The organism is Pseudonocardia sp. Cha107L01 (assembly GCF_052566575.1).
In genome coordinates this window covers 8,212,089-8,232,148 of sequence record NZ_CP199579.1, presented here as the reverse complement: position 1 = coordinate 8,232,148, position 20,060 = coordinate 8,212,089, and the positions used below count along the sequence as shown (strand labels likewise).

At 72.7% G+C, this 20,060-nt stretch carries 16 protein-coding genes; 2 read left to right on the top strand and 14 right to left on the bottom strand.

Features of this window, described 5'->3' with window-relative positions:
• Positions 1 to 48: 48 nt before the first annotated feature.
• Positions 49 to 1,320: a TrpB-like pyridoxal phosphate-dependent enzyme gene (locus tag ACTXG6_RS38820; RefSeq protein WP_445184298.1), complete on the top strand. Its 1,272-nt coding sequence runs from the start codon at positions 49 to 51 to the stop codon at positions 1,318 to 1,320.
• A 55-nt stretch (positions 1,321 to 1,375) separates the two neighbouring features.
• On the opposite strand, the gene ACTXG6_RS38815 is transcribed toward ACTXG6_RS38820, so the two are convergent.
• The 8 genes from ACTXG6_RS38815 to tkt form a co-directional block, all read right to left on the bottom strand.
• Positions 1,376 to 2,332 carry an LLM class flavin-dependent oxidoreductase gene (locus ACTXG6_RS38815; protein WP_445184297.1) on the bottom strand — a complete coding sequence of 319 codons (957 nt, stop codon included), beginning with the start codon at positions 2,330 to 2,332 and terminating at the stop codon, positions 1,376 to 1,378.
• Positions 2,333 to 2,434: 102 nt separating this feature from the next.
• Positions 2,435 to 3,217, bottom strand: a complete 783-nt coding sequence (locus ACTXG6_RS38810) for a crotonase/enoyl-CoA hydratase family protein (RefSeq protein WP_445184296.1) — start codon at positions 3,215 to 3,217, stop codon at positions 2,435 to 2,437.
• Between the two features lie 293 nt (positions 3,218 to 3,510).
• Entirely contained in the window at positions 3,511 to 4,293 is a 783-nt protein-coding gene (pgl, locus tag ACTXG6_RS38805; protein ID WP_445184295.1) for a 6-phosphogluconolactonase, read from the bottom strand.
• Positions 4,290 to 5,240, bottom strand: a complete 951-nt coding sequence (opcA, locus tag ACTXG6_RS38800; RefSeq protein WP_445184294.1) for a glucose-6-phosphate dehydrogenase assembly protein OpcA — start codon at positions 5,238 to 5,240, stop codon at positions 4,290 to 4,292. The genes pgl and opcA overlap by 4 nt, the downstream gene beginning before the upstream one ends.
• Positions 5,241 to 5,330: 90 nt before the next feature.
• The gene (gene zwf / locus ACTXG6_RS38795; protein ID WP_445184293.1) at positions 5,331 to 6,887 is read right to left on the bottom strand and encodes a glucose-6-phosphate dehydrogenase; all 1,557 of its coding nucleotides are present in this window, start codon (positions 6,885 to 6,887) and stop codon (positions 5,331 to 5,333) included.
• 103 nt (positions 6,888 to 6,990) lie between these two features.
• Entirely contained in the window at positions 6,991 to 8,595 is a 1,605-nt protein-coding gene (locus ACTXG6_RS38790; protein ID WP_445184292.1) for a glucose-6-phosphate isomerase, read from the bottom strand.
• The gene (tal, locus tag ACTXG6_RS38785) at positions 8,592 to 9,704 is read right to left on the bottom strand and encodes a transaldolase (protein WP_445184291.1); all 1,113 of its coding nucleotides are present in this window, start codon (positions 9,702 to 9,704) and stop codon (positions 8,592 to 8,594) included. Before tal ends, ACTXG6_RS38790 begins: the two co-directional genes overlap by 4 nt.
• 14 nt (positions 9,705 to 9,718) lie before the next feature.
• Entirely contained in the window at positions 9,719 to 11,833 is a 2,115-nt protein-coding gene (gene tkt, locus ACTXG6_RS38780) for a transketolase (protein ID WP_445184290.1), read from the bottom strand.
• A gap of 374 nt (positions 11,834 to 12,207) precedes the next feature.
• Here tkt and ACTXG6_RS38775 point away from each other — a divergent pair, with 374 nt between their 5' ends.
• Entirely contained in the window at positions 12,208 to 13,134 is a 927-nt protein-coding gene (locus ACTXG6_RS38775; RefSeq protein WP_445190227.1) for a heme o synthase, read from the top strand.
• Between the two features lie 82 nt (positions 13,135 to 13,216).
• Here the strand turns inward: ACTXG6_RS38775 and ACTXG6_RS38770 are convergent, their stop codons facing one another.
• The 6 genes from ACTXG6_RS38770 to mptB form a co-directional block, all read right to left on the bottom strand.
• Complete coding sequence (locus ACTXG6_RS38770) at positions 13,217 to 14,248, bottom strand: phenylacetaldoxime dehydratase family protein (protein ID WP_445184289.1); 1,032 nt, start codon at positions 14,246 to 14,248, stop codon at positions 13,217 to 13,219.
• A gap of 193 nt (positions 14,249 to 14,441) precedes the next feature.
• Positions 14,442 to 15,413 (bottom strand): quinone oxidoreductase family protein, encoded by a 972-nt coding sequence (locus tag ACTXG6_RS38765; protein WP_445184288.1) that lies wholly within the window; start codon positions 15,411 to 15,413, stop codon positions 14,442 to 14,444.
• A gap of 119 nt (positions 15,414 to 15,532) precedes the next feature.
• Positions 15,533 to 16,540, bottom strand: a complete 1,008-nt coding sequence (locus ACTXG6_RS38760) for a COX15/CtaA family protein (RefSeq protein ID WP_445184287.1) — start codon at positions 16,538 to 16,540, stop codon at positions 15,533 to 15,535.
• A gap of 100 nt (positions 16,541 to 16,640) precedes the next feature.
• Positions 16,641 to 17,432 carry an ABC transporter permease gene (locus ACTXG6_RS38755; RefSeq protein WP_445184286.1) on the bottom strand — a complete coding sequence of 264 codons (792 nt, stop codon included), beginning with the start codon at positions 17,430 to 17,432 and terminating at the stop codon, positions 16,641 to 16,643.
• The gene (locus ACTXG6_RS38750; protein WP_445184285.1) at positions 17,429 to 18,376 is read right to left on the bottom strand and encodes an ABC transporter ATP-binding protein; all 948 of its coding nucleotides are present in this window, start codon (positions 18,374 to 18,376) and stop codon (positions 17,429 to 17,431) included. Before ACTXG6_RS38750 ends, ACTXG6_RS38755 begins: the two co-directional genes overlap by 4 nt.
• 72 nt (positions 18,377 to 18,448) lie before the next feature.
• Entirely contained in the window at positions 18,449 to 19,972 is a 1,524-nt protein-coding gene (mptB, locus tag ACTXG6_RS38745) for a polyprenol phosphomannose-dependent alpha 1,6 mannosyltransferase MptB (protein ID WP_445184284.1), read from the bottom strand.
• Between the last annotated feature and the right edge of the window lie 88 nt (positions 19,973 to 20,060).

Genomic DNA, 20,060 nt, shown 5'->3' with positions numbered 1-20,060 from the left:
GTCTGTGCCGCCAGGCGGCCCTACCGGCGGCCGGCGCGGTCCTCTAGCGTGCGCCCGATGAGTCGCTGGACGCTGCCCCCGAACGAGATCCCGACGGCGTGGTTCAACGTCACACCGCACCTGCCGACGCCGCTGCAACCGCCGCTGCACCCCGGCACCCGGGAGCCGATCGGGCCGGACGACCTGGCCCCGCTGTTCCCGATGGCGCTGATCGGGCAGGAGGTCAGCACCGAGCCGTGGATCGACGTCCCCGGCGAGGTGCTGGACATCCTGCGGCTGTGGCGGCCGACGCCGCTGGTGCGTGCGGTCCGGTTGGAGAAGGCACTCGGCACCCCGGCCCGGATCTACTTCAAGGACGAGTCGGTGTCCCCGGCCGGCAGCCACAAGCCGAACACCGCCGTGCCGCAGGCGTTCTACAACAAGGCCGAGGGAATCTCCCGGCTGGCCACCGAGACCGGCGCCGGGCAGTGGGGAACCGCGCTGTCGTTCGCGTGTGCCCAGTTCGACCTCGAGTGCAAGGTCTACATGGTCCGGGCCAGCTACCAGCAGAAACCGTACCGCAAGGTGATCATGGAAACCTGGGGCGGCTCGGTGGTGCCGTCCCCGGTGGACGACCCGGACCACCCGGGCTCGCTGGGCGCGGCGATCTCCGACGCGGTGCGTGACGCGGTCGGCCGGGCGGACACCCACTACGCGCTCGGCTCGGTGCTCAACCACGTGCTGCTGCACCAGACGGTGATCGGGCTGGAGGCGAAGGAGCAGCTGGGGTTGGCCGGCGAGCGGTTGCCGGACGTGGTGATCGCGCCCTGCGGCGGTGGGTCAAACCTCGGCGGCATCGCGTTCCCGTTCGTACCGGACGCCGGGGTGCGGCTGGTCGCGGTCGAGCCGCTGTCCTGCCCGACGCTGACCGAGGGCACCTTCGAGTACGACTTCGGCGACACCGCCGGGCTCACGCCACTGCTGCCGATGTACACCCTCGGGCACAACTTCGTGCCGCCGTCGATCCACGCCGGCGGGCTGCGTTACCACGGCGACTCGCCGATCATCTCCGCGCTGGTGCGGGACGGTCGGATGGAGGCGGTGGCCTACCCGCAGGGCAAGGTGTTCGAGGCGGCGGTGCAGTTCGCGCGCACCGAGGGCAAGCTGGCCGCGCCGGAGGCCGCGCACGCGATCCGCGCGGTGATCGACGAGGCGCTGGCGGCCAGGGAGACCGGTGAGGAGAAGGTCATCCTGTTCAACTACTGCGGCCACGGCTTCCTGGACCTGTCCGCGTACGAGGACTACCTCGCCGGCCGCCTGCCCGACGAGCAGGGCTCCTAGCGGCGGGCGCTCGACGGGCACGGGCTGCTGGCGGCGGGCGCTGCTGGCGGCGGGCTCAGCGCTGGAGCACGCGGCCCAGCGCGTCCAGCGAGTCGAGCGGGTCGGGGCCGGCCAGGTTGAGTACCAGGTGCTGGGCGCCCGCCTCGGCCAACACGGCCAGCCGTTCCCCGACCTGGGCCGGGGTACCGACCACGGCGAGCTGGTCGACCCACTCGTCGGGTAGCCGCCGGGCGAACTCCTCCCGGTCGCCGGCCCGGGCGCGCAGCTCGGTGAGCTCGGCGGCGAAGGGCAGCCCGGCGAGGTGCGGGGCCCAGTCCTTCTCGCCGATCCACTGCAGGCCGCGCCGGGCCCGGTCCCTGGCGACCGGGGCCGAATCGTGCACCGCGCCCACGTTGTACGCCACGATCTCGTGGGTTTCCCCACCGACGCCGATGTGTGCCCGCGCGGAGCGCAGGTACTCCGGCGTCGTCGGCTCGGCGAGGATCGTGCCGTCCGCCACCCGCCCGGACGCGGCCAGCGACTTCGGGCCCCGGACGCCGGCGAACACCGGCGGGGCGATGTCGGGAGGGCGGTGCAGCTCGACATCGCGCACGGTGACGTACCGGCCGTCCACGGTGGTGCGGCGGCCGGCCAGGATGGATCGCAGCGCCGCGATGTACTCCTCGAGCAGGGTCACCGGGCTCGCCGGCCAGGCGCCGACCTGGCGCATCCAGACGGGCATCCCGTGCCCGATGCCGACCATCAGCCGCCCGGGGAACAGCTCGGCCAGCGTCGAGATGTCCAGGCTGGCGAATGCCACGTTCCGCGCGCCGGCCGGCAGGATGCCCACCCCGACCCGGATCCGCGAGGTGATCGACAGCGCCACCGAGGCCTGGGCGATGCCGCCGCGCAGGAAGCAGTCCTCGAACACCCACAGCTCGTCGAGACCGAGCTCGTCGGCCCGGCGGGCGTACGCGCGGAACAGCTCGGACGGGAGGTCAGGGGGAAGTACGACACCCAGCGCGGCGGCCACCGCCCAACTCTAGGAGCCCCGACCGCACACACCGTCGGCACGCCGCACACAGGTTGCGCCCTGTGTGCGGCGCCGCCGCGCTGTGTGCCGGGGGTTGCCGGTTCAGGTGCGGGCGGTGCCGTGGCGGCCGGCTCCGGCGGTGAAGGCGGCCGCGCCGGACAGTGCGTCGGCGGTCAGTGAGATCTGGCCGTGCGCGAACTCGGTGACCAGGGCGTCCCGCTCGGTGTGGCCGTGCTGCTCGAGCACGGACAGGCGGTCGTGGCGCAGGCAGGTCTGCGGCAGCGCGGCCAGTTCGGCGGCCAGCTGCTCGGCGGCCTGGCGCGCGGTGCCGGACGGGACCACCCTGTTCGCCAGGCCGATCCGCTCGGCCTCCTCGGCGTGCACCTCGCGGCCGGTCAGGATCAGGTCCATCGCCCGGCTGGTGCCGATGAGCCGGGGCAGCCGGACGGTGCCGCCGTCGATCAGCGGCACCCCCCAGCGGCGGCAGAACACCCCGAACACGGCGTCCTGCTCGGCCACCCGCAGGTCGCACCAGAGCGCCAGCTCGAGCCCGCCGGCCACCGCGTACCCGCTCACCGCGGCGATCACCGGCTTGGACAGCACCATCCGGGTTGGCCCCATCGGGCCGTCGGCGTCCGGGTCCGGGTCCACCCGGTTGCCGCGCTCGGTCCCGATCGCCTTCAGGTCGGCGCCGGCGCAGAACGTGCCACCGTCGCCGTAGAGCACCGCGACCGAGGCGGTCGGGTCGGCGTCGAACTCGCGGAACGCGGCGACCAGCGCGGCGGCGGTCGGCCCGTCCACCGCGTTGCGCGCGGCCGGGCGGGACAGGACGACGGTGTACACCGGCCCGGATCGTTCGACCGACACGGCGGGTTGGCTGCTCATGTCCCGCACGTTATCGGCCGGCTCGGCGCCCGTGCGCCACGGCACGGTGTCGGCCGCACACCGACGCCCGGGCACCGCGCGCCCGGACATCGAGCGCCCCGGGCACCGCGCCGCGCACCCGGGCCCCGGGCACCGAGCGCCGCGCACCCGCTGTGGTTGCCGCGCACCTACTGCGGCGGGTGTGCGGCGACGTCACCGGGTGTGCGGCGACGTCACCGGGTGTGCGGCGACGTCACCGGGTGTGCGGCGACGAGACCGGGTGCGTGGTCCGGAGCCGGGTGCCCGCCGCGCGGTCAGATCAGCGGCGGGACCAGGTCGCGGGGGAGCTTGCTGGCCGCCGCCCGGTCCAGCAGCCACAGCGTGCGCCGCTGGCCGAGGGCCCCGGCGACGGGCACCTGGACCTCACCGGTGCCGCCCAGCGCCATCGCCACCACCGCCGCCTTGGACTCGCCGGTGGTGAGCAGCCAGACCTCCGCCGAGCGGCGGATGGCCGGCAGCGTGAGGCTGATCCGGGTGGGCGGGGGCTTGGGGCAGTTGTGCACCCCGACCACGGTGCGCTCGGTCTCGTAGACGGCGGGGGAGGCCGGGAAGATCGACGCGGTGTGCCCCTCCTCGCCGATGCCCAGCAGGCACACGTCGAAGCGGGGCACCGGGCCGTGGTCCTCCTCCGGGTTGGCCAGCTCGGCCAGCTCCTGCGCGTAGGCCTCCGCCGCACCGTCCGGGTCGTCGCGCCACCGGTCGTCGGCTGCCGGCATCGGGTGCACCCGCTCCGGGCTCACCGGAACGTGGTTCAGCAGCGCATCGTAGGCCTGGGTGTCGTTGCGCTCCGGGTCGCCGGGCGGCAGGAACCGCTCGTCACCCCAGTAGATGTCCACCCGAGACCAGTCCACCGCGTCCCGGGCCGGCGACTGGCGCAGCTGTTCCAGTACCGCGATGCCGGTGCGGCCGCCGGTGAGTACCACCGAGGCAACTCCTCGAGCGTTCTGCACGTCCACCAGCCGCACCATCAGCCGGGCCGCCGCGCTGGCCGCGACCAGGTCGGGGGTGGCGTGCACCACGACCTGACTGGCGCTCACCTGCGGGCTCCGGCCGGTGCGCGACCCCGGGTGATGTCATGCAACCCGGCCAGCGCTTTCTCGTACGTCTCGTCCGCATCGAGGCGGCGCAGCTCCTCGGCGAGACAGTCGCGCACCGGCCGGCGGGCCAGCGTCACCAACCGCTCGGGCTGGCCGGGCTGGGTGAGCGTGCCGGTCTTCGCGTCGGGGCGGACCAGCACGATCGGACCGGAGGCCCGGTTCAGCCGCACCGAGTGCAGGCCGCCGACCGCGCCGATCTTGGTCCGCTTCACCGGCACCGACAGCCGGCTGCGCAACCAGCCGGCGATCAGGTCGGTGGACGCGGACTCGGGTTCGCCGTCGACCACCGCGCCGGTGATGTCGTCGTAGGGCGGCTGGTCCAGCGCGGCGGTGAGCAGCGCCCGCCACAGGGTGAGCCGGGTCCAGGCCAGGTCGGTGTCCCCGGGTGCGTAGCTGGCGGTGCGCTGCTCCAGGGCCCGCACCGGGTTCTTCTCGGCGGCCACGTCGGTGATGCGCCGGTTGGCCAGCCGGCCGACCGGGTCCTGGGACGGGATCGCCGGCGCCTGCCCGGGCCACCAGACGACGACCGGGGCGTCCGGCAGCAGCATCGGGATGGTCATGCCGGCGCAGGCCTCGGCGGACGCCAGCGGGCCGTAGCCGCGCAGCACGATCACCTCGCTGGCACCGGCGTCGCCGCCGACCCGGATCTGCGCGTCCAGCCGCGCCGCGGCCTTCTTCGCACCCCGGACCAGCACGATCACCCGGCACGGGTGCTGCCGGCTGGCCTCGATCGCGGACTCGATGGCTTCCTCGGTGTTCGTGCTGTCGTCGGTGACCACCACGAAGGTCAGCACCCGACCCTGGGCCAGCACGCCGCTCTCCTCCCGCAGCTGCACCAGCTTCCGGTTGAGCTGCTGGGTCGAGGTGGCGGGCATGTCAACGATCATCTGTCGTCTCCAGCTCGAAAGTCCCGAAAGTCCCGAAAGTCCCGAAAGTCTCGAATGGCTCGAATGGCTCGAATGGATCCAAGGGGGCGGTCACGGCCGGCGCCAGACGCGGCCGGTGCGGGCGAGCATGGCGTCCGCTCCGGCCGGGCCCCAGCTGCCGGCGGAGTAGGGCTCCGGTGCGCCGGACTCGGCCCACTTCTCCAGCACCGGGTCGAGGATCTGCCAGGACCGCTCCACCTCGGCGTTCACCGGGAACAGCGACGGCTCGCCCAGCAGCACGTCCAGGATGAGCCGCTCGTAGGCCTCGGGGGAGTCCTCGGTGAACGCCATCCCGTAGCCGAAGTCCATGTTCACGTCGCGGACCTCCATGGTGGAGCCCGGCACCTTGGACCCGAACCGCATCGTCACGCCCTCGTCCGGCTGTACCCGGATGACCAGCGCGTTCTGCCCGAGCTCCTCGGTCATGGTGGCGTCGAACGGCAGGTGCGGCGCGCGCTTGAACACCACCGCGATCTCGGTGACCCGGCGGCCGAGGCGCTTGCCGGTGCGCAGGTAGAACGGCACCCCGGCCCAGCGGCGGGTGTCCACCTCGACGGTGATCGCGGCGTAGGTCTCGGTGGTCGAGTTGGGGTTGTAGCCCTCTTCCTCGGTCAGCCCGACGACCTGCTCGCCGCCCTGCCAGCCGCCGGCGTACTGCCCGCGCGCGGTGGTCTCCGCCAGCGGGGCGACCAGCTTCGTCGCGCGCAGCACCTTGATCTTCTCGGTGCGCAGCTCGAGCGGGGTGAACGCCACCGGCTCCTCCATCGCGGTGAACGCGAGCAGCTGCAGCAGGTGGTTCTGGATCACGTCGCGGGCCGCGCCGATGCCGTCGTAGTAGCCGGCCCGGCCGCCGAGGCCGATGTCCTCGGCCATGGTGATCTGGACGTGGTCGACGTAGTTGGCGTTCCAGATCGGCTCGAACAGCTGGTTGGCGAAGCGCAGCGCCAGGATGTTTTGCACCGTCTCCTTGCCGAGGTAGTGGTCGATGCGGAACACCGACTCCTCGGGGAACACGTCGTTGACGATCGCGTTCAGCTCGCGCGCGGAGGACAGGTCGTGCCCGAACGGCTTCTCGATCACCACCCGGCGCCACTCCATCGGGTCGTCCTGCCCGGCCAGCCCGGAGCGGGCCAGCTGCTTGCACACCACCGGGAACGCGCCCGGCGGGATCGACAGGTAGAACGCGTGGTTGCCGCCGGTGCCCCGGACCTCGTCCAGCTCGCGCACCGTGTCGCTGAGCCGGTCGAACGCGTCGTCGTCGTCGAAGGTGCCCTGGACGAACCGGATGCCCTCCGCGAGGCGGTCCCACACCGCCTGGCGGAACGGGGTGCGGGCGTGCTCGCGCACCGCGTCGTAGACGACCTTGCCGAAGTCCTCGTGCTCCCAGTCCCGGCGGGCGAAGCCGACCAGCGCGAAGCCCGGCGGCAACAGCCCCCGGTTCGCCAGGTCGTAGACCGCCGGCATCAGCTTCTTGCGGGCCAGGTCGCCGGTCACCCCGAAGATGACCAGACCGCAGGGTCCGGCGATCCGGGGCAGTCGCTTGTCCTTCGGGTCGCGCAGGGGGTTCGACCAGCCCTCCGGCCTGCCTGGCACGGACGGTTCACTCATCGCGCTATGCCTTCCTGGTGGCGACCCGGTCCGTGGTCGCGGGGTCAGTCCGTGGTGGGGGCCGGGCTGGCGGCGCCGACCGCGTGGTGGGTCCGGACGGTACTCATCGGGTGAGTGCGGCGGCGAGCTGGACGAGGCCCAGCTCCCGGTCGGTCAGGTGCAGTCGCAGTACCGGTCGGCCCCGTTCGGTGAGCACCCCGGCGTCGCCGAGCGCCTGGGCGTGCTGCAGGACCGCCAGGGTGTACGGGCGGCCCGGCACCGCTACGTCGGCGACCACCGAGCCGGTGATCTGCAGGAACACCCCGTTCTGGTGGCCTCCCTTGTGGTACTGGCCGGTGGAGTGCAGGAACCGGGGGCCCCAGCCGAACGTGGTCTGCAGCCCGGAGAGCGTCGCCAGCTCCGGCCGCAGTACCGCCGTCGAGGCGTCCGCGAGCCGGTCCAGGTAGGCCTGCACGGACAGGTAGCCGGCGTCCGGGGCGGCGGCCAGCAGGGCACGCACCGCTCCGACCGCGGTGCGTTCCGCGTCGGCCGGCAGCCAGTCGCCGGCGAACACCTCGATCGCGCCGTCGGTGAAGGTGGGCGGGGAGTCGGAGCCGGCGGCCGGGGCGTCCAGCAGCGCCCTGGCCGCGTTCTTGGCGGCCTCCACGTCCGGTTGGTCGAACGGGTTGATGCCGAGCAGCCGGCCGGCCACCGCGGTGGCGTACTCCCAGAACAGGAACAGGCCACCGAGCGGGCCGGCGGTCGTGATCAGGGCGCCGTCCGGGTCAGGGCCGATGGCCACCGTGGTGGCGTCGTCACCGGCGTCGGCGAAACCGGGCGCGTGCGCGCTCTCCACCACGACCGGCAGCAGCCCGGTGCCCAGCTTGCCGGTGGACTCCGCGATCAGCTGCTCGGCCCAGTCCGCGAAGCCGGCGATGCCCGAGCCGGTGTCGGCCAGCACGACCTTCTCCGCCCCGGCGGCGTGCCGGGAACCGAGGGCGGCGCCGAGCAGCAGGCCGGGGTTGTCCGTCGCGTCCTGGCCGAGCACCTCGGCGGCGGCCGCCGCGTCGTCGAGCAGCTGGCCGATGTCCGCGCCGGCCAGCCCGGCCGGCACCAGCCCGAACGCGGTGAGCGCGGAGTACCGGCCGCCGACGTGCGGGTCGGCGGCGATCACCGTGAGGCCGGCGTCCTCGGCGCGGGCGTGCAGCGGCGAACCGGGGTCGGTGACCACCACGATGTGCTCGGCGGGATCCAGCCCGGCGGCGACGAACTGCTCGGTGAAGATCCGTTGGTGGCTGTCCGTCTCCACCGTGGAGCCGGACTTCGACGACACCACCAGCACGGTCGAGGGCAGGTCACCGGCCAGCGCGTCGTCCACCTGGCTGGCGTCGGTGGTGTCCAGTACCACCAGCGGCACGCCGGCCGTCCGGCAGATCACCTCGGGGGCCAGCGACGAGCCGCCCATGCCGGCCAGCACCACCCGGTGCACCCCGGTCGCGGCGAGCCTGGACTTCAGCTCGGCGACCCGGGCCACCAGCGGGCGGGAGCTGGTGCCCAGGTCCACCCAGTTCAGCCGGACCGATGCCTCGGACTCGGCGTCCGGACCCCACAGCGTCGCGTCCTTCGCCGCGATGGCGGAGGCGACCTTGTCATCGGCCAGCCCGGTCGCGATCCGCCTGGCCTCGTCGGCCAGGTCGGGATCGACGATCCGGAGTTGGACCGAACTCACTTAGCGGCCTCCAGCTGCTCGCGCACGGTCTCCTTGAGCTCGTTCCAGCTGGCGATGAACTTCTCCACGCCCTCGCGCTCCAGCACCTCGAACACGTCGGGCACGTCCACGCCCGCCGCGGTCAGCGCGTCGAAGACCCGTCGCGCGTCGTCGGCCAGGCCGGTGACCCGGTCGCCCTTCACCTCGCCGTGGTCGGCGAACGCCTTCATCGTCGCCTCCGGCATGGTGTTCACCGTGTCCGCGACGACCAGCTCGGTGACGTAGAGGGTGTCCGGGTAGGCCTTGTTCTTCACCCCGGTCGAGGCCCACAACGGCCGCTGCGGGTGCGCGCCCTTGGCGGCCAGCGGTGCCCAGCGGTCGGAGGAGAACACCTTGCGGAACGCCTCGTGCGCCAGCCGGGCGTTGGCCACGGCGGCCTTGCCGCGCAGCGCGAGCGCCTCGTCGGTGCCGATCTTCTCCAGCCGGGGGTCGATCTCGGTGTCCACCCGGGAGACGAAGAAGGACGCGACCGACTGGATCGACGCGAGGTTGTGCCCGTTGGCGGCGGCCTGCTCGAGGCCGCTCAGGTAGGCGTCCATCACCGTGAGGTAGCGCTCGATGGAGAAGATCAGCGTCACGTTCACGCTGATTCCCTCGCTGATCGCGCTGGTGATCGCCGGCAAGCCTTCCACGGTGGCCGGGATCTTGACCATCAGGTTGGGCCGGTCCACCCCCTTCCACAGGTCCAGCGCCTGCGCGGCGGTGGCCTCCGTGTCGTGCGCCAGGTCCGGGGCCACCTCGAGGGACACCCGGCCGTCGACGCCGCTGGTGCCCTCCCAGGTGTTGCGGAACAGGTCGCAGGCGCGCTGCACGTCGGCCACGGTCGCCTCGCGCACCGCGTCGTCCACCGATGCGCCCCGGGACGCCAGCTCGCGCATCTGCGCGTTGTAGGCCTCCCCGTGGCTCAGCGCGTTGGCGAAGATGGTCGGGTTCGTGGTCACGCCGACCACGTGGAAGTCGCGGATCAGCTCGGCAAGGTTGTTCGAGTCGAGCCGCTCCCGGGACAGGTCGTCCAGCCAGATGGACACGCCGGCCTCGCTAAGCGCGGCGAGTCGATTCTGCTCGGTCATGGGATGTGCGCTCCTCAGCTGTTCGTCTTCTGGAGGGAAGAGCGGGCGGCGGCAACCACGCTGTCCCCGGTGATCCCGAACTTCTCGTACAGCGTCTTGTAGTCGGCGCTCGCGCCGTAGTGGTCGATGCCGACGATCTCGCCGGCGTCGCCGACCCAGCGGTACCAGGTCAGCGGCTGGGCCGCCTCGACCGCGACCCTGGCCTTGACCTCCGGCGGCAGCACGGTGCGGCGGTACGCCTCGTCCTGCTGCTCGAACCACTCCAGGCAGGGCACCGAGACGACCCGGACGGACACCCCCTCGGCGGCCAGGCGCTCGCGGGCCTCGACGGCCAGCTGCACCTCCGACCCGGTGGCCAGGATGATCACCTTCTGGGCGGACGGGCTGGTGTCGTCGAAGTCGGCCAGCACGTAGGCGCCCTTGGCGACGCCCTCGGCCGAGCTGCCCTGGAGAATGGGCAGGTTCTGCCGGGTGAGCGCGATGCCGGCCGGCGCCGTCGGGTTGGTCAGGATGGCCCGCACCGCGTACGCCGTCTCGTTCGCGTCGCCGGGGCGGACCACGTTCAGGCCGGGGATCGCGCGCAGCGCCGGCAGGTGCTCGATCGGCTGGTGGGTCGGCCCGTCCTCGCCGAGGCCGATGGAGTCGTGGGTCCAGACGTAGATGACCGGCAGCTGCATCAGCGAGGCCAGCCGTACGGCGGGCCGCATGTAGTCGCTGAACACCAGGAAGGTGCCGCCGTAGACCCGGGTGCCGCCGTGCAGCACGATCCCGTTCATGATCGCGCCCATGGCGTGCTCGCGGATGCCGAAGTGCAGCGTGCGGCCGTAGGGGCTGGAGTTGCCCCAGTCCTTGGTGACGATCGAGGAGGGGCCGAACGAGACCGCGCCCTCGATCGTGGTGTTGTTGCTCTCCGCGAGGTCGGCCGAACCGCCCCACAGCTCGGGCAGCGCGTCGGCGATGCCGTTGATCACCGCGCCGAAGGCCTTGCGGGTGGCCACCCCGCCGGCGTTCTTCTCGTCCTCCGGGTCCCAGCTGGGCAGGCCGTCGTCCCAGCCGGCGGGCAGCTCACGGCGGCGCATCCGGTCCAGCAGCGCGGCCCGCTCCGGGTTGGCCGAGGCCCACGCGTCGAACTCCTTCTGCCACTGCGCGTGCGCCTGCTTGCCGCGCTCCAGTGCGCCGCGGGTGTGCTCGAGCACCTTGTCCTCGACCACGAAGCTCTGGTCCGGGTCGAAGCCCAGCGCCTTCTTGACCTCGGCCACCTCGTCGGCGCCGAGCGCCGCGCCGTGGGCCTTGCCGGTGTTCATCTTGTGCGGCGCCGGGTAGCCGATGATCGTGCGCAGCGCGATGAAGCTGGGCCGGTCGGTCTCCGCCTTGGCCGCCTCGATGGCGGCCAGCACCGCGGTCACGTCCTCGGCGCCGTGCACCTTCTGTACATGCCAGCCGTAGGCCTCGTAGCGCGCGGCGACGTCCTCCGACAGTGCGATCGAGGTGTCGTCCTCGATCGAGATGTGGTTATCGTCATAGATGACCGTCAGGTTGCCCAGCTGCTGGGTGCCGGCGAGCGAGGAGGCCTCCGAGGTGACGCCCTCCTCGATGTCGCCGTCCGAGCAGATCACATAGATCTGGTGGTCGAACGGGCTCTCCCCGGGGGCGGCGTCCGGGTCCAGCAGGCCGCGCTCGCGCCGGCTGGCCATCGCCATGCCGACTGCGGAGGCGAGCCCCTGGCCGAGCGGCCCGGTGGTCATCTCCACGCCGGGGGTGTGGCCGTGCTCGGGGTGGCCGGGGGTCTGCGAGCCCCACTTGCGCAGCGACTCCAGATCCTCCAGGGTCAACCCGTACCCGGCCAGGAACAGCTGGATGTACAGGGTCAGGCTGGAGTGGCCGCAGGAGAGCACGAAGCGGTCCCGGCCCAGCCAGTCCGGATCGCTGGGGTCGTGCCGCATGACCCGCTGGAACAGGCTGTATGCGACCGGGGCGAGGCTCATCGCGGTGCCGGGGTGGCCGTTGCCCGTCTTCTGCACCGCGTCGGCGGCCAGCACCCGGATCGTGTCAACGGCCCGGGTGTCCAGCTCGGTCCAGTTCTCGGGAACCGAGCGCTTGGTGAGCTCGGCGATGGTGGTATCTGACACGGGAGGATTGCTCCTGACCTTGGTACGTCGCTGATACTTCGGTGCGTTGGTGTGGCGCTGTTCGAGTGGGCCGATCTCCGACCCGGTCCTGTCGCGACAACTGGCCAGAGTTACGGTCGACGGCTCGGTACCAATCTAGACCTGCTCCGACACTTATTGTGATCACTACTCCGGGCGGATCGGTAGGACTACCCGGTAAGCCTTGCGCAAACACCCGGCGGCTAACATCGGCTTCGGCTCGTTCCGCACAGTGGACGCGCTTGTCGGCCCATCTCGGGCCGACTCCCGAATTGACCTGCATGTGAGGTGCTCGCGGTGTGCCGAACAGGGCGGACGAACGCCCCGTGCTGAGTCCGTCGGCGTCCCGCGCCCGTATGACGCCCCGGATCGAGCGCGGCCGGTCGGTACTGCGGGCCTACGTATCGCTGACCAAGACCCGGATCATCGAGCAGTTGCTCGTTGTGACCGTTCCGGCCATGTTCCTGGCCGGCCGCCGCACCGGCGGCGGACACCTCCCCTCGGTGTGGCTGCTGATCGCCACGCTGGTCGGGGGCGCCGTCGCGGCGGCCAGTGCGCACGCGCTGAACTGCGTCGTCGACGCGGACATCGACGCCAAGATGAAGCGCACCCAGGCCCGGCCGCTGGCCCAGGCCCAGGTGCCCAAGGCACACGCGCTGGTGTTCGGCCTGGTACTGGGCGCGCTCAGTGCACTGTGGCTGGGACTCACCACGAACTGGCTGGCCGCGGCGCTGTCGGTGACCGCCATCGCGTTCTACGTGCTGGTCTACACCCTGCTGTTGAAGCGGCGAACCTCACAGAACATCGTCTGGGGTGGCGCGGCGGGCTGCATGCCCGTGGTGATCGGCTGGGCGGCGGTGACCGGGCGGGTGGACTGGCCGGCCTTCGTCATGTTCGGCGTGATCTTCTTCTGGACGCCGCCGCATTTTTGGGCGCTGGCCATGCGCTACCGCGACGACTACGCCGCCGCCGGAGTGCCGATGCTCCCGGTGGTGGCCCCCCCGGCGCAGGTGTCCATCCGGATCGTCGTCTACTCCTGGCTGATGGCGGCCTGGTCGCTGCTGCTGGTCCCGGTCACGTCCTGGGTGTACGCGGCGGTGGCGGTACTGGCCGGCGGCTGGTTCGTGGTGATGGCGCACCGGCTGCACGCCACCGTGCGGGCCGGCGGGGAGGCACGGCCGATGCGGCTGTTCCACCTGTCGAACACGTACCTGTGTGGGTTGTTCATCACCGTCGCGGTGGATGCCGCGCTCGGTCTGCCGGTGCTCGGCTGGCCGTTCTGACCGGCGCGCGGTCCTGAGAACCGGTCTCAGGTACCGGCTCCGCACGCGGGTCGGTTCGGCCTTCGCGCCCCTGCCGCGCGCGTCAGGCCCGGAGACCGGCGCCGAGTAGCCCGGTGCCGTCGTGGCAGCCCAGGTACTCGAAGTACTGCTCGTCGGGCCCGACCACCGAGACCTCGTGGTAGAGCCGTAGCTTCGCGGCCGGCCCCATCTTCATCAGGTACTTCATCGCGGCGCCGAAGATGGCGACGTGGGTGGGGTGCGACTCGGACCAGCGCTCCAGTGCGTCCAGGCTGCGCCACCAGCTCATGCCGAAGGACCGGTCCGACGGCTGGCCATCGGACCCGAGGACCCTGAGGTAGCGGTTGGCGTAGCACCCGATCGGGCGCCCCTCGTCGCGCAGGAAGTCCATGCCGGCGCGCAGTACCGGCTCGACGTCGTCGAGGTACAGCGAGCGTTCGTCACCCACCGTGTCGGCCCAGTCCTGCCCCGATCGGATCAGGCACAGTCCCTGTTTCGGGTGGACCCGGACCCGGGCGCCGTCCCGCTGCACCTCCGGTGCGCCGCCGCCGGGCATCGGGTCGTTCTGGGACAGCGGGATACGGTCCCGCATGCCGCCCCAGTAGGCGTGCTCCTGGATCTCGTCGCTCCAGGCCTCCGCGATCACCGCGACCCCTTCCGGGCGGTCCGGCAGGTTGAAGAGGGTCTCGAACTCCTCGATCATCGGGCGGATCACCTCGATCCACCGCCCGGTGCCGTCGGCCGGCCGGTCGTCGGACAGCCAGCCTTGCCGGTGGGACTTGAACCAGCGGTCGAAGGCCCCCGGGTCGTCCCAGTAGGCGATGCTCACGATGTCGGTGTAGCCGGCCGGGTCGGTCTGGCTGGCCCGGTCGTGGTGGCCGGGGCCGTCCGGTGCGGCGAACGCGGAGTCCAGCTCGTCGAGGGCGTGCCCGGGCGCCGCACCCCGGAACTGCAGCCCCAGATAGGCCATCACGACCTGGCGTACCCCGGTTCGGTTCCGGGCCACGAAGGCCGGGTACGGGGGTGCGTAGTCATCGGGGACGCGGCGGTGGCGGGTGCGCTCGACGGTGAGGTGGCCCGGGATGGCTGACTCCATCGGCCCAGCCTGGCCCGCCGGTGCCGGGTCCGCTGGTTCAGGACTGCCGACCTTCTTGACTCAGCGGGTCATCAGTGCGCCGGCCCGTTGACCCACGCGCCGGCCTGTTGTTACCGAGCTGCACAGGAGGCAGGTTGTGAGCGCCGGGAACCTGCCTGGTGTGCAGCTCGGTAACAAGGGGTTCAGTGCGGGGTCAGGGGAGCAGGATGAGCTTTCCGGTGGTGCGCCGGCCCTGCAGGTCCTCGTGGGCCCGGCGGGCGTCCCGCAGCGGGTAGCGCTGCCCGATCCGCACGTTCAGCGTGCCGTTGGCCACGGCGGCGAACACCTCACCGGAGTGGTACTCCAGCTCCTTGCGGCTGGCCACGTAGTGGAACAGCGTCGGCCGCGTCAGGTAGAGCGAGCCGCCGGCGTTGAGCCGCTGCGGGTCCACCGGGGGCACCGGCCCGCTGGCGGCGCCGAACAGCACCAGCATGCCGCGCGGGCGCAGACTCGCCAGGCTGGCGTCGAACGTGGTCCTGCCGACCCCGTCGTAGACCACCGAGACCCCCTGGCCGTCGGTCAGGGCCCGGACCTCGGCGGCCAGGTCGGCGACCTGGGTGTACTGGATCACCTCGGCGGCGCCCGCGTCCTTGGCCAGCGCGGCCTTCTCCGGCGTGGACACCGTGCCGATCACGTGCGCGCCGCGCGCGGTGGCCAGCTGGGTGAGCAGCAGTCCGACGCCTCCGGCGGCGGCGTGCACCAGCACCGACTCGCCGCGCGCCACCGGGTAGGTGCTGGTCACCAGGAAGTGCGCCGTCATGCCCTGCAGCAGCGCACCGACGGCCTGCTCATCGGTCACCGCGTCCGGGATGTGCACCGCACGAGCGGCGGGCACGACAGCCAGCGTGGCGTAGCTGCCCTGCGCCTCCGACCAGGCGACCCGGTCGCCCACCGCGAAGCCGGTCGCCCCGGGGCCGAGCGCGCGGACCGTGCCGGCGCCCTCCAGGCCGAGCACGAACGGCGTCGGCCTGGGGTAGAGCCCGGACCGGAGATAGGTGTCGATGTAGTTCACCCCGGCGGCCGCGACCTCGACCAGCAGCTCGCCCTCGGCCGGGACCGGGTCGTCCAGCTCGACGAGCTTGATCACCTCAGGTCCGCCGGTCTGCTCCACCTGCACCGCGCGCATCGTGCTCCCTCCGTGAGATCCGCCCGTGAGATCCGCCGCCGATTCTGCCCGCCGCGGCGGGCCGCCGCCGTAACCTTTCCGACGGTCTGAGTGCGGTGCTCAGCCGGAGCGGAGCTGGCTCAGCGGGAGTGGCTGCCGGCTGGCGTCGACGAGGTCGCGGCATCCGGCGTACTGGTCCCCGGAGCGCCGTCGGTGCCGGGCCGCACCGTCGGGACCGGCGGCCGGTCCGTGCTGGCCGCCCACAGCGCGGCGGCGGCCGCGGTGGTCAGGCAGGCGCCGAGCACGTGCAGCGACACCAACACCTCCGGCACCCCGAGCACGTACTGGATCCCACCCAGCGCGCCCTGCGCGAGCACCGCGGCGACCAGCACCCAGTGCCGCCGCCGCAGCACCGCCGACGCGTCGACCGCGCGCAGCAGGAAGCCGAGCCCGACCAGCAGACCGAGGTAGCCGATCACCAGGTCGCTGTGCAGCTGGGCCATCTGCGGCACGCCGAGGCCCAGCCGGGGGGTCTTCGCGTCGCCGGCGTGCGGCCCGGCGGCGGTGACCAGGGTGCCGGCGGCGAGGAGAGCGCCCAGCGCGACCGTGCTCAGTGCGACCAACCCGCGGCCGGCGGCGGGCAGCGCCGGCACCGGCGGTCCGTCCAGCTGCCCGGTCGCGCGGACCAGCAGCACGGACAGCCAGACCAGCACCATGGACACCAGGTAGTGCACCGACACGGTCCACCAGGCCAGCCCGGCGAGCACCGTGATGCCGCCGATCACCGCCTGGACGACGACGCCGGCCGGCATGGAGACCGCGAGCAGGGTGAGTCGGCGCCGGCGCGGCCGGGTGTTCAGCGCGGCGAGCAGGCAGGCCGCCACGACCGCGCTGAGTACGCCGGTGAGCAGCCGGTTGCTGAACTCCACCCACTGGTGCAGGGGCGCGACGTCGTAGCGCGGGTCCGGGACGAGGCTGCCCGGGAAGCAGGACGGCCAGGCCGGGCAGCCGAGGCCGGACCCGGTCACCCGCACCACCGAGCCGGTCACCGCGATGCCCGCATTGGCGACCAGTGCCGCGATGGCCAGTGCTCGCATGACCCGAGGCGGGGTGGCGGGGAGCCTGCTCAACAGGGTGGAACGGGGCACCGAGCCATCGTAGGCGGCCGGTTCCGACGCCCCGCACAGACCGCTCCCGACCGGCCCGACCCGCGACGGACGCGCGGCCGCGCCGCGACGGACGAACGGCTCAGCGCAGGCGGACGGTGCGGGCGGCCACCCCGGCGGCGACGGCGGCCCAGGCGAGCAGAACTAGGAGCGGGGAGATCCCGGGGAACTGCCCGGTCACCAGCGCGGTCCGCAGTCCCTCGGCGAGCGCTCCGGAGGGCAGCAGCCGAGCCACCTCGGCGAGGCCGGCGGGCAGTTGCGACACCGGGAGCACGATGCCGCCGCCGAGCAGCAGCACGAACCAGATCACGTTGGCCACCGCGAGCACGATCTCGGCCCGCAGCGTGCCGCCGAGCAGGATGCCGAGGCCGCCGAACGCCGCGCAGCCGAGCAGCACCAGCAACAGCCCCCAGCCCACCCCGGCCGCCGCCGGGCGCCAGCCAAGCGCGACGGCCACCGCGCCCAGCACGACCAGCTGGATGGCGACCACCCCGAGCACGGCCACCAGCCGGCCGGCCACCAGCAGCCAGCGGGGCAGCGCGGTGGCCGCCAGCCGCCGGATCACCCCGTAGCGGCGGTCGAAGCCCAGCGAGATGGCCTGCCCGGTGAACGCGGTGGACAACACGGCCAGCGCGAGGACCCCCGGCGCCACCATGGCCACCCGAGGCGCGGGCAGCGGGACCACGTTGAGCAGCGTGAGCCCGACCAGCAGCGCCAGCGGGATGAGCAGCGTCAGCATCACCTGCTCGCCGTTGCGGAACGCCAGCCGCACCTCGACCCCGGCCTGGGTGGCCAGCATCCGACCGAGGTGGCCGCGGCCGGGGGAGGGCAGGAAGGTGCCGGCCGGGAACCGGGACGCAGGCGAAGAACTCATGAGCGCAGCTCCCGCCCGGTCAGGTCCAGGAACACGTCCTCGAGGCTGCGCCGGGCCACCCGCACCTCGTCGGCCAGCACGCCCTGGTCGGCGCACCAGGTGGTGACCGCGGACAGCACCGTCGGGTTCATCTGGCCGCACACCAGGTAGCTGCCCGCGATGGGCTCCTCGGTGCGGTAGCCGGACGGCAGCGCCCCGGCCAGCGCGTCCAGATCCATCCCGGGGCGGGCCCGGAACCGCAGCTGCTGCTCGCCGCTGCGCGCGGTCAGTGAGCTCGGGGTGCCCTGGGCGACGACCTTGCCGTTGTCGATGATCACCACCTGGTCGGCGAGTGCCTCGGCCTCGTCCATCAGGTGGGTGGTGATCAGCACCGAGACCCCGTCCCGGCGCAGTGCCCCGATCAGCTCCCAGACCAGGTGGCGGCTCTGCGGGTCCATCCCGGCGGTCGGCTCGTCGAGGAAGACCAGCTCGGGCCGGCCGACCACGGCGCAGGCCAGCGCGAGCCGCTGCTGCTGCCCGCCGGAGAGGCGCTTGAACGGGGTGCGCGCGGAGGAGGTGAGGCCGAGTACGTCGAGCAGCCACTCGACCGGCAGCGGGCGGGCCGAGCAGGCCGCGATGACCCGCAGCATCTCGCCGGCCCGCACGCTCGGGTAGGCACCGCCGCCCTGTGGCATCACGCCGATCCGGGCCCGCAGCCGCTCGCCCTGGGTCACCGGGTCCAGCCCGAGCACCCGGACCTCGCCGGCGTCCGGGCGGCGGAAGCCTTCGCAGATCTCCACGGTGGTGGTCTTGCCGGCGCCGTTCGGGCCGAGCAGCGTCAGAACCGAGGCCGCCGGCAGCACCAGGTCGATCCCGTCCACCGCGGCGACCCCGCCGTAGCGCTTGACCAGTCCGTGCACCGTGAGCGCGGTATCCAGCGACGCGGCGGCGGGGGAGGGTCTCACAGGAGTTGATTCTACGTGTCGTCGAACAGTCGCCGGGACGCCCCTGAGGGGACCCTGGACACAGTGCTCCGGCTAGCGCGGGATCCGGTGGCGCACCAGCCAGAGCGGGACGAAGAGGATGACCGCGCCGGCGACGATGGCCATCGGCAGCTGGTAGGGGCGGAAGGAGAAGTCGGCCCCGGTGGGCGGCACCAGCAGCGCGACGATCGCCGAGCCGGCCACCGAGAGGCGGCGGTAGCGGATCCGGGCGGTGGACGCGGCCAGCGGGATGGCCGCCCACAGCAGGTACCAGGGGTGCACGGTGGGGCTGAGCAGCACCACGGCGCCCAGGCCGCAGCCCAGACCGGTGACCGGGTCGATCCGGCCGCGCAGGGTGCCGAACAGCAACCACACACAGATCGCGGCGGACACCACGCCGCCGAGCGCCCGGGTCAGCGTGAGCACCTGGGTGGTGTGGTCGCCCATCCCGGCCAGCACGCCGAGCTGGCCGCCGATGACGCCCAGGTCGGTGCTCACCGATACCCAGCTGCGGATCAGCGTCGGGATGTCGAGGGTGTTGATCCATCCGAAGCCCAGACCGGTGCCATAGGCGACGCCGGCCATGACCGCGCTGAACACCACCGCCATCGACACCCCGACCTTGGCCACGTCGAGGGGCCGGCCACCGCGCTCGCGGGCCGCCCACATGCCGAGGAAGCCCAGCGCCAGTGCCGCCGGGATCTTGATCTCCGCACCCAGGGTGATGATGACGGTGCCCAGTAGCCAGGACCGGGCCAGCCCGACCTCCAGCCCGGCGAGCATCAGGCCGAGCATCAGGGCCTCGTTGTGCACGCCGCTGAACAGGTGGAACAGCACCAGCGGGTTGCCGACCCCGAGCCACAGCGCGGAGCGAGGGTCCAGGTCCAGGCGCTTGGCCAGCCGGGGCAGGGCCCACACGATCAGCGCGAGCCCGCAGAGCGCGAGCAGCCGGTGGGCGAAGATGCCGAGCACCACGTCGTTGCCGGTCAGCCCGGTGATCCACTTGCCGAGCCAGAGGAACAGCGGGCCGTACGGCGCGGGGGTGGGGCGCCACACCGTCGGGATGCTGCGGGTGAGCGGGTCGTCGATGCCCAGCGCGTCGGCCGGACCGAGCAGGTACGGGTCCAGCCCCCTGGCGGCGATCGCGCTCTGCGCCAGGTAGCTGTAGACGTCCTTGCTGAACAGCGGCGGGGCCACCAGCAGCGGCAGCGCCCACAGCATCATGGTGCGCGCGATGAAGCCCTTGGCCAGCGGCGTGCCGCCGTTCTGGTCCCGCTTCAGCATCCGGCCCAGCCACAGCCAGCCCAGCACCACCATCGCCATGCCGGCGTAGGTGATGGCGATGGACACCGTCGCGTTGCGGGAGGGCAGCCCCAACAGCCGGGTGCCGAACAGGGGGTTGGGTACCGGCAGCGCACCGGCGCCGAGCGCGCCGATCGCCATCAGCAGTGCGCCGGTCATGCCGAAGCGCCGCACCGTGCTCGCGCTGGGGTGGTTCGACCTGGCCGGACCCGTCCCGGCGGCCGACTCAGGGGACCCCTCAGCCGCCTGGTGAGTGCTCAGGTCGGGCGCCGCCATAGCGGGAAAGCCTATGGCAGGGTCCGCCGCATGCCCTGATCGGGTCAGGGCGTGGCAAAGCCGCCGGTACCGGCCGGCGGGCGCGGTT